Genomic DNA, 13,418 nt, shown 5'->3' with positions numbered 1-13,418 from the left:
GAGCGGCGTCCTCCTGTATGAGCGATGCAGGATAGCAGCATGAATTGACGCGTGAGCGATTTTCGAGCGCGGCCGATTGGGCGCCCATCACAGCGGCATGATCCACCTTGCGGTCTGACAGGAGCCATCACGCCCCATCACCGCTCCTTGCGGCGAGATGGCGAATGTCTCTATTGTAGCCGCACGTGCCCGGTCTGCCTCCCTCCGCCCTGCGGTGCGGATCCGGGGATCGTGCCCCCTCCGACCCTGACGCCGGACGGCGCGCCCACGACGGAGTTTCGACTGTGTCCGCACCGGAAAGCTTCCCCATCGACAAGATCCACATCCCCGACAAGAAACGCAAGGCGCTGAAGCAGGACGCGGTCGACGCGCTGGCCGAAAGCATTTTGGAGGTCGGCCAGCGCGAGCCGATCCTCGTCCGCCGCGACAAGGACCATTTTGTCCTGGTCGAAGGTCTGCACCGCCTCGAAGCCTGCAAGGCCCTCGGCGAAAGCGCCATCATGGGTCTGCTGATCTCCGCCGAGGAAGCCCGCCAGCGCGAGCTGCCACCGCCGCCCGTCGATCCGGAGCGCGAGAAGATGGAGCGGCTGCGCAAGCTGCGGCTGGAGAAGGAGGAAGCGGAGAAGCTCACAACGGCGCCGAGGGGCGTCTCTGGCGCCCATGCCGCGACGCGCCCGCGCGGGCCGACGGAGACGACGAACCGGAGCAACAGGACTGCCACCGCGAAGCCATCGCGCCCCGGACAAGGATCGTCGCCCCGGACCTTGTCGGATTGGATCAAGCAACAAGAGCGCAGCGGCGGGCGATACTGACGGTTTCAACGCGCGAGTTCCTCCCCGGCCACGGTCTGATTGAGCGGCAGTCCGTCTGGCGGGTCAGCGCAGCGTGATCCCCGGCAGCCTCTCCGATGCGCCTTGCGCAGCGGGTATTTCACGATTGCGCCGATGCGAGGTCTGTCGCTCGGCCAGGGGCTTATCGCGGCCGCCAAGGCCGATACGATTTCGATCGCGTCTTGGCAGGTTGGAATGCACGGCGTCACACTTGCCATTTCCACGGCCTCCGACACGTGCTCGGCACGCGACTGGAGGTCTACGGCTCGTGAAGGTCAGCAGCCCGGAGTTCCGTGCTCCTGGGTTCCTTCCCACCCGGCGAACTGGTGGCTTCTGACTCGGGGCTCGAAGGAGAAGAAGTAGCGACCTCCGCGGCCGATCGAGGCCCGTTTGGTATTGAGCTGCGGATTGTCTCACGCCCCCCGCTATACCGACAGTGCCAGAGATAGTCCGCCATGCGCCGAGGAATTGGGTTGGCAAACCGGATGGGGGCCCTTCTCGGCCCCGAACGGGTACGGATGCGGCGCGTGGAACCCCTGCTTCGACGAGACATTCTTTTCTCGTCCGTTGAATCACCGCCGCTGCCCCGCGCTCGTCGGCCATGAATCTTGGAGCGTTGACTTGACCTCATTTGAGCAGAGGCCGCTCGGCCCGATCATCATCCTCGTGGCAGCCGCCGCCGGCACGCTGCTCGGCCTCTACGACTACCTAGCTCCTTTGACCGGGGTCACTGGCGCCCCGGGCGCGTTGCTCGTCATCGGATCCAGTCTGGCACTCGTCGTCGACGCCTTCGTCCTGTGGTTTGGTCGAAGCGGGTGGCTCTTCTGGGTGTTCTGGTCCCTCGGGCTGCTCGGCGCGCTCGGCACAATAACCGCCGCCTGCTTTCTGCATGCGTGGTGGCTGGCGGCGGCCACGGTCGTCGCACTCGTCGGATTGATTGTGACGCTTGCCGCCCCACCCCAGCCAAGAAGAGCCGTGGCATGAGAATCCGTTCATTCTGCCGTAGCGCCCCATTTGCGGCGCTCACGCTGGCGGTCATGGTCGCGCTGCCGCCGGCGATTGCACAGAACGACACTGCTCATCCGGCTGCCACCCCCGGAAGCATTCCAGGCCCAGAGCAGCATGGGCCTTCGAGCACTGACTCGGAGCAGCCCCACAGCAATGCCGGTCGCGCATCGTCAGCACCGGGCAACGAGCAATCGGGAGCTGCCGACGCAGGCGCTCAGCTGCCGTCCGGCAGCTTGCCCACGCCGAAGCCGATCCCGCTCGTCCCGACCCATGCCGTCTGGAATACGTTTCACGGTCAGCTCAATGCCCAGAAGTACTCTCCCCTGACCCAGATCACAGCCGACAATGTCCGATCGCTGGTAAAGGTGTGGGAGTATCACACCGGCGACGTTTCGGATGGGTCGGGCAAGCTGCCGACCAGCGTCTGGTCCGCCACGCCGATCTTTGCCAATGACACGCTCTACATCGGCACGCCGTTCTATCGCGTTGTTGCGCTGGAGCCCGCGACCGGAAAGGTCAAATGGACCTTCGACTCCAAATCGACGCTCAAGGCCTTGACCCAGCCGGCGCTGAAGAACCGCGGGGTCGCCTATTGGGAGGCAGCGAATCCCGTCGCGGGCCAGCCGTGCCAGAAGATCGTCTATCTCGGCACCATGGACGCGCAGCTCTTTGCCATGGACGCGGATACTGGCAAGCTCTGTCGTGATTTCGCGAACGGCGGCGTCCTCAACGTCGATCAGTGGAACGACGTGAACAACAAATATCCGCTTTCGTTGCTTCAGCCGCCGACGGTCGCGGGCAATCACGTGATCCTGGGCTGGGCCGGCAAGGACTGGGCCTATGCTGAAGCACCGCCCGGCACCGTATTCTCGCTCGATCCGCAAACGGGCAAGCGACAATGGTCCTTCGCTACGCTGCCGCCGAAGATCGCGTCCCGCACCGGCACCGCCAATGTGTGGACGGGCATGTCGGTCGACGAGGGACTTGGATTGGTCTATCTCCCGGTCTCCAGCCCCTCCCCGAACTACTGGGGCGGCAACCGCACCGAGCCGATCCCGTTGGCCACATCGACAACGGCCCTCAACCTCGAAACCGGCGAGGTCGTTTGGTCTCGCCAGTGGGTGCACCATGACATCTGGGACTACGACATCAACTCCGCGCCGACGTTGATGGACATCACCGTCGATGGGAAGCAGATCCCAGCGCTGATGCAGGCAACCAAGATGGGGTTCCTCTTCGTCGTCGACCGACGCACTGGCAAGGACGTCTGGCCGATCGAGGAGCGCAAGGTGCCTGGTGGCGACGGCTCGATCCAGGGCGAAATCTACGCGCCGACGCAGCCGTTTCCGATCAGGCCGGCGCCGCTGCTCGACCAGTCGAAGAAGCCTCCCATCTGGTGGGTCGCCGACGCCCTCGGGCTCGGCCAATGCTCGAGGCTCTGGAAGAGCCTCAATTACGCCGGCATGTACTCGCCGCCGACTCACAAGGACAGCGGCGTGCTCGCCTATCCGACTCGGCCGGCGGCGTGCAATGGGGCGGCGTAGCCTTCGATCCGCGCGGCAAGACCGCGATCGTCAACTTCTCGCACGTGGTGCAATCCATCAAGCTCTACCCCCGGAAAGAATATGAGCAGCGCGCAGCCGGCTCGGGCAACGAGCAAGGCTTCTATCCTCAAGAGGGTGCGCCATACGGCATGTCACTCGACAACGCGCTGAACTGGCTCGGCATGCCCTGCTGGAAGCCGCCATTCGGCGAGATCGCCGCCATCGACATGACCACCGGTGACATCAAATGGCGCCGTCCCATCGGCGCCTCCCAGAAGTGGGGCTTCTACATGCCGGAGTCGATGGGATCGGTGACGATCGGCGGCCCGGCGGTTACGGCCGGAGGCGTGATCTTCATCGGAGCCTCGATGGACGCCAAGGTGCGGGCCTACGCGCTGGCCGACGGCAAGGAGCTCTGGTCCGACATCGTCCAGGCCCCCGCGGTCGCCAATCCCGCCGTCTATGAGTACAAGGGCCGCGAATACGTCGCCTTCATCGCGGGCGGCAACACGATCCTCAAGGACCAGGTCGGCGATCAGGTCGCCGTCTACGCTCTACCGTAGTGCGGCGGTGCTCGCCAGCTGGCTTGCGCTGAACCGTAGCGGAATGGCTTCCGTGCCTACGCCGCGGCGATACAGCTGCCGTCGCATTCGCTGCGCAGATGGCGCGGCCGACTGGACCGCGGCGAGGTCGCGATCGCCGGCGGGCGCATCCTCATCCCTCCGCCCGCCCACCGTTAGGACGTCTTTAGGCGAGGTCCGCCTTCATCAGGTCGCGCAGCGCTTTCGGTATGGGCTGCGCCCTGCCGCCGCTGACGAACGCAACTCTCACGTCGGCCTTGACGAGCACCTCCTCGCCGCGCCTGACCTCCTGCGCCAGCGTGATCGACGCGCCCTTCACCGCCACGGGCCAGGTGACGACGTCGAGCACGTCGTCCATACGGGCCGGCCGCAGGAAGTCGAGCGTCATCGAGCGCACCACGAAGGCGAAGCCCGGGGCCTCGCTTGCCGCCTCCGCGAACAGCGCGTGCTGCTCGGCGCCCATCAGCCGCAGATGATTGGTGCGGCCGCGCTCCATGAAGCGGAGGTAGTTGGCGTGATAGACGATTCCGGAGAAATCCGTGTCCTCGTAGTAGACCCGCACCTGCATGTGGTGGCGGCCGTCGCGGATCGCGCCGTCGAGATGTCGTTGGGTCAAGGGAAGCCCTCGATAGCCGGAAATGGCGATCGTTTCGCCCAGTTCAACGGCCAACGCAAGAGCAGGCCAGCACGAGCCGGCTAGGACGTCACCTCGACGGGTTCCCTGCCGACGTTGACCAGCACGATCTCCGGCGGCATGCCGATCCGGACTGGCATGATGCTGCAGCCGAGGCCGCCGGAGACGATCACGTCGCATTGGGTGCGGATGTGGCCGTAGGCCAGATTGACGCCATTACGCGCGGGAACGGCCGGCGACCAGCCGAGCACGCGGATCTGGCCGCCATGCGTATGCCCCGACAGCTGCAGCGCCACGCGCGGCGGCACCCGGAGCGCGACGTCGGGCTCGTGCGCCAGTAGAATTACCGGGGCGCTGTCCGTCACCTTGCGCAGCGTCCCTGCGAGATCATCGATGCCGATCCGCGGCATCGGCCGGAAGCGCCGCGCTGGCATGTAGGCCAACTGATCGCCGAGGCCGGCAAGCCAGAAGGCATGGCCATTCTTGGTGAGACGCACGACGTCGTTCTCGTAGACGGGAATACCGGCGGCCTCGAGCGCCTTCTGGGCATACGGCGCGCCGCGGCCGTCGCGCTGCACGGTTCGATCATCCCAATAATCATGATTGCCCAGGATGGCGTGCACGCCCAACGGCGCCTTCAGGCCGCCGAGCACCGGCGCCCAGGCATCGGCGTCGATGCGTCCGATGTGATGACGATGACCGGCGACGTAGTCGCCGAGCAGAACGATCAGATCCGGCTGCAGCGCGTTGGTTCGCTGGACGATCCCGTCGATATGAGCGAGCGACATCCAGGGATCGCAGGCATGGATGTCGGCGATGGCCGCGATCTTCAGTCTTAGCCCAGCCGGCCAGTTGCGTGGATGGATGTGATAGTCGGTGACGCCCAGGCGGAGCGGCTCGACGCCGACGCCGTAGGTCGCGGTCGAAAAACCGGTGGCGGCAAGACCGCCTGAGAATGACAGAAAGCGACGGCGTGACAGCATCGATAAACTCCTCGCAGCGGCTCCCTTCTCCCCGATCATTGCAACCGATTTCGGGTGCGTCTGTGCAGATTGTCAGCAGTTTCGTTAATCATCGTCCTCGCTGCCGAACAGGCCGAACTGGCCGGGATCGCGGTTCGAGGGCTCGGCCAGGCCGAGATGCCTGAACGCGTGCGACGTCAGCAGCCGGCCGCGCGGCGTACGCTGCAGATAGCCGCATTGGATCAGATACGGCTCGATGATGTCCTCGATCGCATCGCGCGGCTCCGACAGCGCTGCCGCCATGGTCTCGACGCCGACCGGCCCGCCGCCGTAGTTCAGCGCGATGGTCGAGAGATAGCGCCGGTCCATCGCGTCCAGCCCGGCGGCATCCACTTCGAGCGCGCTCAGCGCGTGATCGGCGATGGCGCGATCGATCGCACTGGCGTTGGCGGCCGACGCGAAGTCGCGCACGCGGCGCAGCAGGCGGCCGGCGATCCGTGGCGTGCCGCGGGCGCGCCGCGCGATCTCGTTGGCGCCGTCGGCGGTCATGCCGACCCCGAGCACGCGGGCACCGCGCGTGACGATGCCTTCGAGCTCCTCCACCGTGTAGAAGTTCAGTCGGATCGGAATGCCGAACCGGTCACGCAACGGATTGGTCAGCAGGCCTGCGCGCGTCGTCGCGCCGACCAGCGTGAACTTCGACAGGTCGATCTTGACCGAGCGGGCCGCGGGGCCTTCGCCGATGATGAGATCGAGCTGGAAATCCTCCATCGCCGGATAAAGGACCTCCTCGACCGCCGGGCTGAGACGATGGATCTCGTCGATGAACAGCACGTCGCGCTCTTCGAGATTGGTCAGCAGCGCGGCGAGATCGCCGGCCTTGGCGATGACCGGGCCCGAGGTGGCGCGGAAGCCGACGCCGAGCTCACGCGCCACGATCTGCGCCAGCGTCGTCTTGCCAAGTCCGGGCGGACCGACGAACAGCACATGGTCGAGCGCCTCGCCGCGCTTGCGCGCCGCCTCGATGAAGATCGAGAGGTTGGCGCGCGCCTGCTGCTGGCCGACGAACTCCGACAGCTGCTGCGGACGCAGCGCAGTGTCGCCGACATCGTCGGAGCGCCGCTCCGGACTGACCATGCGCGCCGGCGGCTTCATTCGTTGCCGCGCCTGTATTTGTTCGGCAGCAATTCGCCGATGGTCACCGCCGCAGGCCCCTTGCCGTTCGACGGCACGATGACGCGCGCCTTGGCATCATAGTCGTGGATCAGCTCGCGGCAGGTGCCGCAGGGCGAGACCACGGCGACCTCGCCGGGCTCGCCGGGCTTGGGATGGCGCACGGCAACGATGGTCTCGATGCCGTGGTCGCCAAACTCGGTGATGGCGCGGCCGATCGCGATGGCCTCGGCGCAGACAGCGTTGCGGCCGAGATAGGCATCGATGTTGACGCCGGTGATGATGCGGCCGTCGCGCGTGCGCATGGCGGCGCCGACCTCCTGCCAATCGTTGCGATAGCGGCTCTTGACCGCTGATGCGGCCGCCTCGATCAGCTCCTTGTCCTTCTTGCTCACCATGGGGAAACGGATGTCCTTCTGCTCGCCCGGCCGGGCGACGATAGCCTATTTCGCCAGCTCCTTGAGGCCGAGGCGAATGAGTTGCGCGGTCTCGGCCTTGTCGCCGGCCGCGCGTGACGCGGCGGCAATGGCGGCAGCCGCCTGCGGCTGGCCATAGCCGAGATTGATGAGCGCGGAGATCGCGTCCGCGATCGGCTGCGGCGCGCGGGATTCTTCGATGGCGCCGGACAGCCTGACGACACCGGGATCGACATCGGCGAACGCCGGCGCCTTGTCCTTCAGCTCGGTGACGATGCGCTCGGCGACCTTGGGGCCGACGCCCGGCGTGCGCGCCACCGCGGCCTTGTCGCGCAGCGCGATCGCATTGGCGAGGTCCGCCGGCGGCAGAGTGCCTAGGACCGCGAGGGCGACCTTGGCGCCGACGCCCTGCACCGTCTGCAAAAGGCGAAACCATTCCCGTTCGACATCCGAGCGAAAACCGAACAGCTTGATCTGGTCCTCGCGCACATAGGTCTCGATCGACAATGTGGCGGCTTCACCGGGCGACGGCAAGGCCTGCAGCGTGCGCGCCGAGCAGTGCACCTGGTAGCCGACGCCGCCGACGTCGAGGATGACGAAATCCTCCGCGTAGGAATCGATCAGCCCCTTCAGCTTGCCGATCATAGCCCGGCCACCTTCATGCGCAGCGCCTGGCCCTGGCGGTGATGGGCGTGGGTGATGGCGATGGCGAGCGCGTCCGCCGCGTCGGCCGACGGCGGCTCGGCCTTCGGCAGCAGGATCTTCAGCATCACCGCGATCTGGCCCTTGTCGGCATGACCGGCGCCGACCACGGTCTTCTTGACCTGGTTGGGGGCGTATTCGGCGACCGAAATTCCGAACATCGCCGGCGCCAGCATGGCGATGCCGCGGGCCTGGCCGAGCTTCAGGGTGGCGACGCCGTCCTTGTTGACGAATGTCTGCTCGACCGCAGCTTCCATCGGCGCGAACCGGCCGAGCACCGCCGAGAGCCCCTCATGGATCGCCAGCAGCCGGCTCGCCAGCGGCAGATCATCGGGCGGCTCGACCGAGCCGCAACCGACATAGATCAGCCGGTTGCCCTCGCTCTCGATCACGCCCCAACCGGTGCGGCGGAGGCCGGGATCGATCCCGATGATGCGGATTGCTGCGCGAATCGGCTGGGCTTTCATGGATTAGAGATAGCCTCGCGCCGCACCGATGGAAACATAAACGGAACACACGAACGACGTGGTTGAGCGTCCGTCAACCGCCCATCTTCGCCATCAGGGCGTCCGAGATCTCGAAATTGGCGTAGACGTTCTGAACGTCGTCGTGTTCGTTCAGGAGGTCCATCAGCTTCAGCAGCTTCTCGCCGGTCTCGTCGTCGACCGCGACCGTGTTCTGCGGCTTCCAGGTCAGCGCCGCCTTGCGCGGCTCGCCGAACTTGGCTTCGAGGTTCTTGGCGACTTCATGGAAACTGTCCGGCGAGGCATAGACCTCGTGGCCGCCCTCGCCCGAGATCACGTCGTCGGCGCCGGCCTCGATCGCGGCGTCCAGCACGGCATCGTCGGAAGCGACGCCGCGGTCGAATTCGATGATGCCGACGCGGTCGAACATGAACGAGACCGAGCCGGTCTCGCCGAGGTTGCCGCCTGATTTGGTGAAGAAGGAGCGGATGTCGGACGCGGCGCGGTTGCGGTTGTCGGTCAGCGCCTCGACGATGACGGCGACGCCGCCCGGGCCGTAGCCCTCGTAGCGGATCTCGGCATAGTTGTCGCCCTCGCCGCCGAGTGCCTTCTTGATGGCCCGCTCGATGTTGTCCTTGGGCATGTTCTCGGCCCGGGCGGCGACCACGGCGGCGCGCAGCCGCGGGTTCATCGCCGGGTCGGGCGTGCCGAGCTTGGCGGCGACGGTAATTTCGCGCGCCAGCTTGCCGAACAGCTTGGACTTCATCGCATCCTGCCGGCCCTTGCGATGCATGATGTTCTTGAATTGGGAATGGCCGGCCATGCGAGGTCTCTTGCAATCGTAGGGGATCAGGTGGGGAAGCGCGGCCTTATAGGCCGGGAATCGTCAAAATCAAAGATTTGAGGTGGTTTCAGGGTGGCTGCCCCCTCCTCGGAGAGCCAGTTGGCTGCCCCGCACCATAAGCCAAATGTTAACCATGGCTTCACAGTCAAGTGCAACGATGCCGCCCCTCTGCACCTTTTCACCCGCACCGGGGCCTACCCCATGGCGTTTGGTTTCTTTGCAAGACGAGCCTCTGCGCCCGAGCCGGTGGCCGAACCGAAGCCGGTAGCCGCGCCGGAGCCGCTGGCGTCGTCGGATGCCGATTCGGCCAAGGCCATCCTCGACCTGCTGGAGCTGGAACTCGGCGGCATGATTCGCCAGCTGGAGCGCGCCGCCGATGCGGTCGCCAGCGGCGCCGAGGCGACGGCGGGGACGCTGACGGACATTCGCCAGCGCGCCGATGCGCTGAGCGGACGCAGCAGCACCGCGCAAGGAACGGCGGCGACGTTCGCCCACGCCGCAGAGAAGGTGACCCAATCCGCCCACGGTATCCGTGCCCAGGTCCAGGACGCCGGCCAGCTCGCCGACCAGGCCAGCGCCGCCGCCTCGGAAGCCCGGGCCAACGTCGACCGCCTGCGCGAATCCTCGGCGGCGATCGGCAACGTCGTCAACCTGATCTCCCAGATCGCGCGCCAGACCACCTTGCTCGCGCTCAACTCGACCATCGAGGCCGCCCGCGCCGGCGAGGCCGGCCGCGGCTTTGCCGTAGTGGCCACCGAGGTCAAGGCGCTTGCCGTCCAGACCCAGAACGCGACCGAGGAGATCACCCGCAAGATCGAGGCACTGCAGAAGGACGCCGCCGGCTCGGCCGACGCCGTCCACCGCATCGCCCAGGCGATCGAGGCGATCCGCCCCGTCTTCACCAACGTCAACGGCGCCGTCGCCGAGCAGAACCAGACCACCGGCGAGATGTCGAACAATGCGGCCCAGGCCTCGCAGTTCATATCCTCGGTGGTCGACAGCGCCGCCGACATCAGCAGCGCCACCCAGCAGGCCGAGAGCTATGGCGAGCGCGTCACGAACGCCGGCCGCGCCGTGACGATGTACGCCCAGAAGCTGAAGGCGCGCTGCGCCGTGCTGCTGCGGCAGGGCGATCGGCCCGTGCGCAGCGGCAGCGAGCGTCTGCCCTGCCACCTCAAGCTCGAGATCAAGTCGGGCGCACGCACGATCGGTGCGCCGGTCTATGAGATTTCCAACGACGGCCTTCTGATCACCGGCCCGGATGCGAGCCGCCTGCCCGTGAACGAGCGTCTCGACGCCGTGCTGGAGGACGTCGGTCCGTGCCGCCTGCGCGTCACCGAGCAGGTCAAGGCCGGCGCCCAGGCGCGGTTCGATGCGCCAAGCGCCGAGCTGCGCGAGAAGATCGAGGACAAGCTCTGGGCGCTGCACGAGGAGAACAACGAGTTCGTCACCCGCGCCATGGAAGCCGGCACCGAGCTGAACCGGATGTTCGAGAGCGCCGTTGCGCGCGGCGAGATCACGCTCGAGGACATGTTCGATACCAACTATGTCGAGATCCCCGGCACCAATCCGCAGCAGCACCGCAGCCGGATCCTCGACTGGGCCGAGCGCGTGCTGCCGTCGTTCCAGGAGGCCTTCCTCGCCAAGGACCAGCGCATGGCGTTCTGCGTGGCGATCGACCGCAACGGCTATCTGCCGGTGCACAACCGGATCTATTCGCATCCGCAGCGGCCGGGCGACACGGCCTTCAACACCGCCAACAGCCGCAACCGCCGCATCTTCAACGATCCGGCCGGGCTCGCGGCAGGCCGCAGCCAGCGGCCCTATCTGATCCAGAGCTACGCGCGCGACATGGGCAACGGCAACACCGTCATGATGCGCGAAATCGACGTGCCGATCCGGGTTCGCGGCCGGCACTGGGGCGGCTTCCGCACCGCCTACAAATTGTGAGCCAAGCCGTGATTTTCTGATCCTTTCAAGCCCGGGAGTCTGGACATGTCGGTCGCGCAACGCGCCATTCTGGAAAGTCACGACGCGCGCACCGGCGCCGAACGGCTGATGGACGAGATCGCCGACCGCATCGGCGGTCTCGGCGTCGAGCTCGCCGATGTCGCCGGCAACGTCCAGGAGGTCGCCAACCGCGTCAGCTACCAGTCGCAGCGGTTCGGGCATCTCCAGGCCACCGCCAAGACCATGGTCGCGGCCAATCACGACATCGCCACCGCCTCGCAGGCGGTGCAATCGGCCACGACCGCCGCGGTCGGCGACATCGCCCAGTCGCGCAACGTGGTCGACACCGCGGTGCGGCACATCGCCGAATTGGTCGAGTCCGTCGAGCGCATCGAGCAGCGGCTCGGCTCGGTCGGCGATGCGCTGTCGCAGGTCGCCAAGGTCTCGGTCGCGATCGAGGCGATCGCCAAGCAGACCAACCTGCTGGCGCTGAACGCAACCATCGAGGCGGCCCGTGCCGGCAGCGCCGGCCGGGGCTTCGCTGTCGTCGCAAGCGAGGTGAAGTCGCTCGCCGAGGCGACGCGGCAGGCCACCCAGGAGATCGGCGATACCCTGCGCGGGCTCGACTCGCAGGTGAAGAGCCTGCTCGGCGAGAGCGGCCAGGCCTCCTCCCGCGCCAAGACCGCGGGTGAAGGCGCCCAGCAGATCGGCGGCATCATCGTCCGCGTCCAGGACGGCTTCACCAGCGTCGGCCAGGAGATCGACGGCGTGGCGAAGGCCGCGACCTCCAACCTCGCGCATTGCGACGCCGTGATCAGCGAGCTCAACGAGCTCGCCAAGGGCGTCGACCAGTCCTCGGTCGAGCTCAAACAGGCCGACAGCCGGATCGCCAAGCTGCTCGATCATTCCGAGGCGCTGATCGGGCTGATCGCCGAGAGCGGCGTACAGACCGCGGACGCGCCGCTGATCAAGACCGTCGTCGACACCGCCCGGCAGATCTCGGCGACCTTCGAAACGGCGATCGACCGCGGCGAGATCACGCTCGCCGACCTGATGGACGAGAGCTATCGCGAGATCCCCGGCACCAATCCCAAGCAGTACATGACGCGCTACGTCGAATTCACCGACCGCGTCCTGCCGGCGATCCAGGACCCGATCCAGGGCAGCGATCCGCGCATCGTGTTCTGCGTCGCCTGGGCGCGCGGCGGCTACCTGCCGACGCACAATCCGAACTACCGCAAGCCGCAGGGGCCCGATCCGGTCTGGAACAACGCCAACTGCCGCAACCGCCGGCTGTTCGAGGACCGCGCGGTGAAGAAGGTCGCCGCCGCCAGCAACAAGCCGTTTCTGCTGCAGACCTACCGCCGCGACATGGGCGGCGGGCAGTTCGTGCTGATGAAGGACCTCTCGGCGCCGATCTTCATCAAGGGCCGGCATTGGGGCGCGTTCCGGATGGGTTTTCGGCTCAAGGCCTGATCCAGGCTCTCATCCTCCCCAGAACGAAGGCTTCGCCGGCGACAGCCGGCCGCCGATGCGCACCGGCGCGATCTTGATCGCAAGCCCGGTGCCGTTGTCGGTCTCGACCGCCACGCCGCTCAACGTCGCCTCGCCGGGGGCCGGCTCGAAGCGCGCCGACGGGATGCCCGACTGGAAGCGGCGCAGCGGCTCGTCCTTCTGCATGCCGATGATGGAGTCGTAATCGCCGGTCATGCCGGCATCGGTCATGTAGGCGGTGCCGCCGGGCAGGATCTGGTGATCGGCCGTTGGCACATGCGTATGGGTGCCGACGACGAGGCTGGCGCGGCCGTCGCAGAAATAGCCCAGGCCCTGCTTCTCGCTGGAGGCCTCGCAATGCACGTCGACCACGATCGCATCCGCCGCCTCGCGCAGCGGGCAGGCGCCGAGCTCGCGGCCGACAGCCGCGAACGGGTCGTCGAACGGCGTCATGAACACGCGCCCGAGCACGTTGACCACCAGCGCGCGGGCGCCGTTCTTGGCGTCGACCAGCGCCGCGCCACGGCCGGGCGTGCCCGCCGGATAATTCGCAGGGCGCACCAGGCGCGGTGCGCGCTCGATGAACACCAGCGCCTCGCGCTGGTCCCAGGAGTGGTTGCCGAGCGTGACCGCGTCGGCGCCGGCATCGACCAGCTCCTGATAGATCGCCTCGGTGATGCCGAACCCGCCGGCCGCGTTCTCGCCATTGACGATGACGAGATCGAGCGCCCAATCGCGGATCAAGCCTGGCAGGTGGTCCGAGACGGCGCTGCGGCCGGCCCGGCCGACGACGTCGCCGACGAAGAGAATTCGCAA

Annotated in this window: 15 protein-coding genes; 7 read left to right on the top strand and 8 right to left on the bottom strand. The window is 66.9% G+C overall.

The window, feature by feature from the left end:
* Positions 1-284 precede the first annotated feature (284 nt).
* The 5 genes from ACQR13_RS06560 (at position 285) to ACQR13_RS06540 (ending at position 3,945) form a co-directional block, all read left to right on the top strand.
* Complete coding sequence (locus tag ACQR13_RS06560) at positions 285-812, top strand: ParB N-terminal domain-containing protein (protein WP_316193532.1); 528 nt, start codon at positions 285-287, stop codon at positions 810-812.
* A 132-nt stretch (positions 813-944) separates the two neighbouring features.
* Positions 945-1,193 carry a DUF4396 domain-containing protein gene (locus ACQR13_RS06555; protein ID WP_410052249.1) on the top strand — a complete coding sequence of 83 codons (249 nt, stop codon included), beginning with the start codon at positions 945-947 and terminating at the stop codon, positions 1,191-1,193.
* A 258-nt stretch (positions 1,194-1,451) separates the two neighbouring features.
* Complete coding sequence (locus tag ACQR13_RS06550) at positions 1,452-1,814, top strand: hypothetical protein (protein WP_315752625.1); 363 nt, start codon at positions 1,452-1,454, stop codon at positions 1,812-1,814.
* A complete protein-coding gene (locus tag ACQR13_RS06545; RefSeq protein ID WP_434862675.1) occupies positions 1,727-3,382 on the top strand; it encodes a PQQ-binding-like beta-propeller repeat protein in 1,656 nt (551 codons plus the stop codon). Before ACQR13_RS06550 ends, ACQR13_RS06545 begins: the two co-directional genes overlap by 88 nt.
* Entirely contained in the window at positions 3,364-3,945 is a 582-nt protein-coding gene (locus tag ACQR13_RS06540; protein WP_434862674.1) for a PQQ-binding-like beta-propeller repeat protein, read from the top strand. Before ACQR13_RS06545 ends, ACQR13_RS06540 begins: the two co-directional genes overlap by 19 nt.
* A 184-nt stretch (positions 3,946-4,129) precedes the next feature.
* On the opposite strand, the gene ybgC is transcribed toward ACQR13_RS06540, so the two are convergent.
* The 7 genes from ybgC to ACQR13_RS06505 all read right to left on the bottom strand — a co-directional run bounded on the left by ybgC (position 4,130) and on the right by ACQR13_RS06505 (position 9,137).
* Positions 4,130-4,579: a tol-pal system-associated acyl-CoA thioesterase gene (gene ybgC / locus ACQR13_RS06535; RefSeq protein ID WP_316165763.1), complete on the bottom strand. Its 450-nt coding sequence runs from the start codon at positions 4,577-4,579 to the stop codon at positions 4,130-4,132.
* Positions 4,580-4,659: 80 nt separating this feature from the next.
* Entirely contained in the window at positions 4,660-5,580 is a 921-nt protein-coding gene (locus ACQR13_RS06530; RefSeq protein ID WP_434844583.1) for a metallophosphoesterase, read from the bottom strand.
* An 84-nt stretch (positions 5,581-5,664) separates the two neighbouring features.
* Positions 5,665-6,714, bottom strand: coding sequence for a Holliday junction branch migration DNA helicase RuvB (gene ruvB / locus ACQR13_RS06525; protein ID WP_315713926.1), 1,050 nt, complete (start codon positions 6,712-6,714; stop codon positions 5,665-5,667).
* On the bottom strand, positions 6,711-7,130 hold the full coding sequence (locus ACQR13_RS06520) for a cytidine deaminase (protein WP_315713925.1): 420 nt from the start codon (positions 7,128-7,130) through the stop codon (positions 6,711-6,713). The genes ruvB and ACQR13_RS06520 overlap by 4 nt, the downstream gene beginning before the upstream one ends.
* Before the next feature lie 45 nt (positions 7,131-7,175).
* Positions 7,176-7,793 (bottom strand): Holliday junction branch migration protein RuvA, encoded by a 618-nt coding sequence (gene ruvA / locus ACQR13_RS06515; RefSeq protein WP_008961684.1) that lies wholly within the window; start codon positions 7,791-7,793, stop codon positions 7,176-7,178.
* Positions 7,790-8,317, bottom strand: a complete 528-nt coding sequence (ruvC, locus tag ACQR13_RS06510; RefSeq protein WP_315713924.1) for a crossover junction endodeoxyribonuclease RuvC — start codon at positions 8,315-8,317, stop codon at positions 7,790-7,792. The genes ruvA and ruvC overlap by 4 nt, the downstream gene beginning before the upstream one ends.
* Positions 8,318-8,390: 73 nt before the next feature.
* Positions 8,391-9,137: a YebC/PmpR family DNA-binding transcriptional regulator gene (locus tag ACQR13_RS06505; RefSeq protein WP_316201434.1), complete on the bottom strand. Its 747-nt coding sequence runs from the start codon at positions 9,135-9,137 to the stop codon at positions 8,391-8,393.
* Positions 9,138-9,359: 222 nt separating this feature from the next.
* Between ACQR13_RS06505 and ACQR13_RS06500 the strand changes: the two genes are divergently transcribed.
* Positions 9,360-11,108, top strand: a complete 1,749-nt coding sequence (locus ACQR13_RS06500; protein WP_316225849.1) for a methyl-accepting chemotaxis protein — start codon at positions 9,360-9,362, stop codon at positions 11,106-11,108.
* 45 nt (positions 11,109-11,153) lie between these two features.
* Complete coding sequence (locus tag ACQR13_RS06495) at positions 11,154-12,584, top strand: methyl-accepting chemotaxis protein (RefSeq protein WP_315713921.1); 1,431 nt, start codon at positions 11,154-11,156, stop codon at positions 12,582-12,584.
* A 9-nt stretch (positions 12,585-12,593) separates the two neighbouring features.
* On the opposite strand, the gene ACQR13_RS06490 is transcribed toward ACQR13_RS06495, so the two are convergent.
* A complete protein-coding gene (locus ACQR13_RS06490; protein ID WP_434862673.1) occupies positions 12,594-13,418 on the bottom strand; it encodes a TIGR00282 family metallophosphoesterase in 825 nt (274 codons plus the stop codon).

The sequence above is a fragment of the Bradyrhizobium sp. HKCCYLRH3059 genome (genome assembly GCF_051168035.1).
Classification (GTDB): domain Bacteria; phylum Pseudomonadota; class Alphaproteobacteria; order Rhizobiales; family Xanthobacteraceae; genus Bradyrhizobium.
This window is presented reverse-complemented; position numbering and strand designations above follow the sequence as displayed.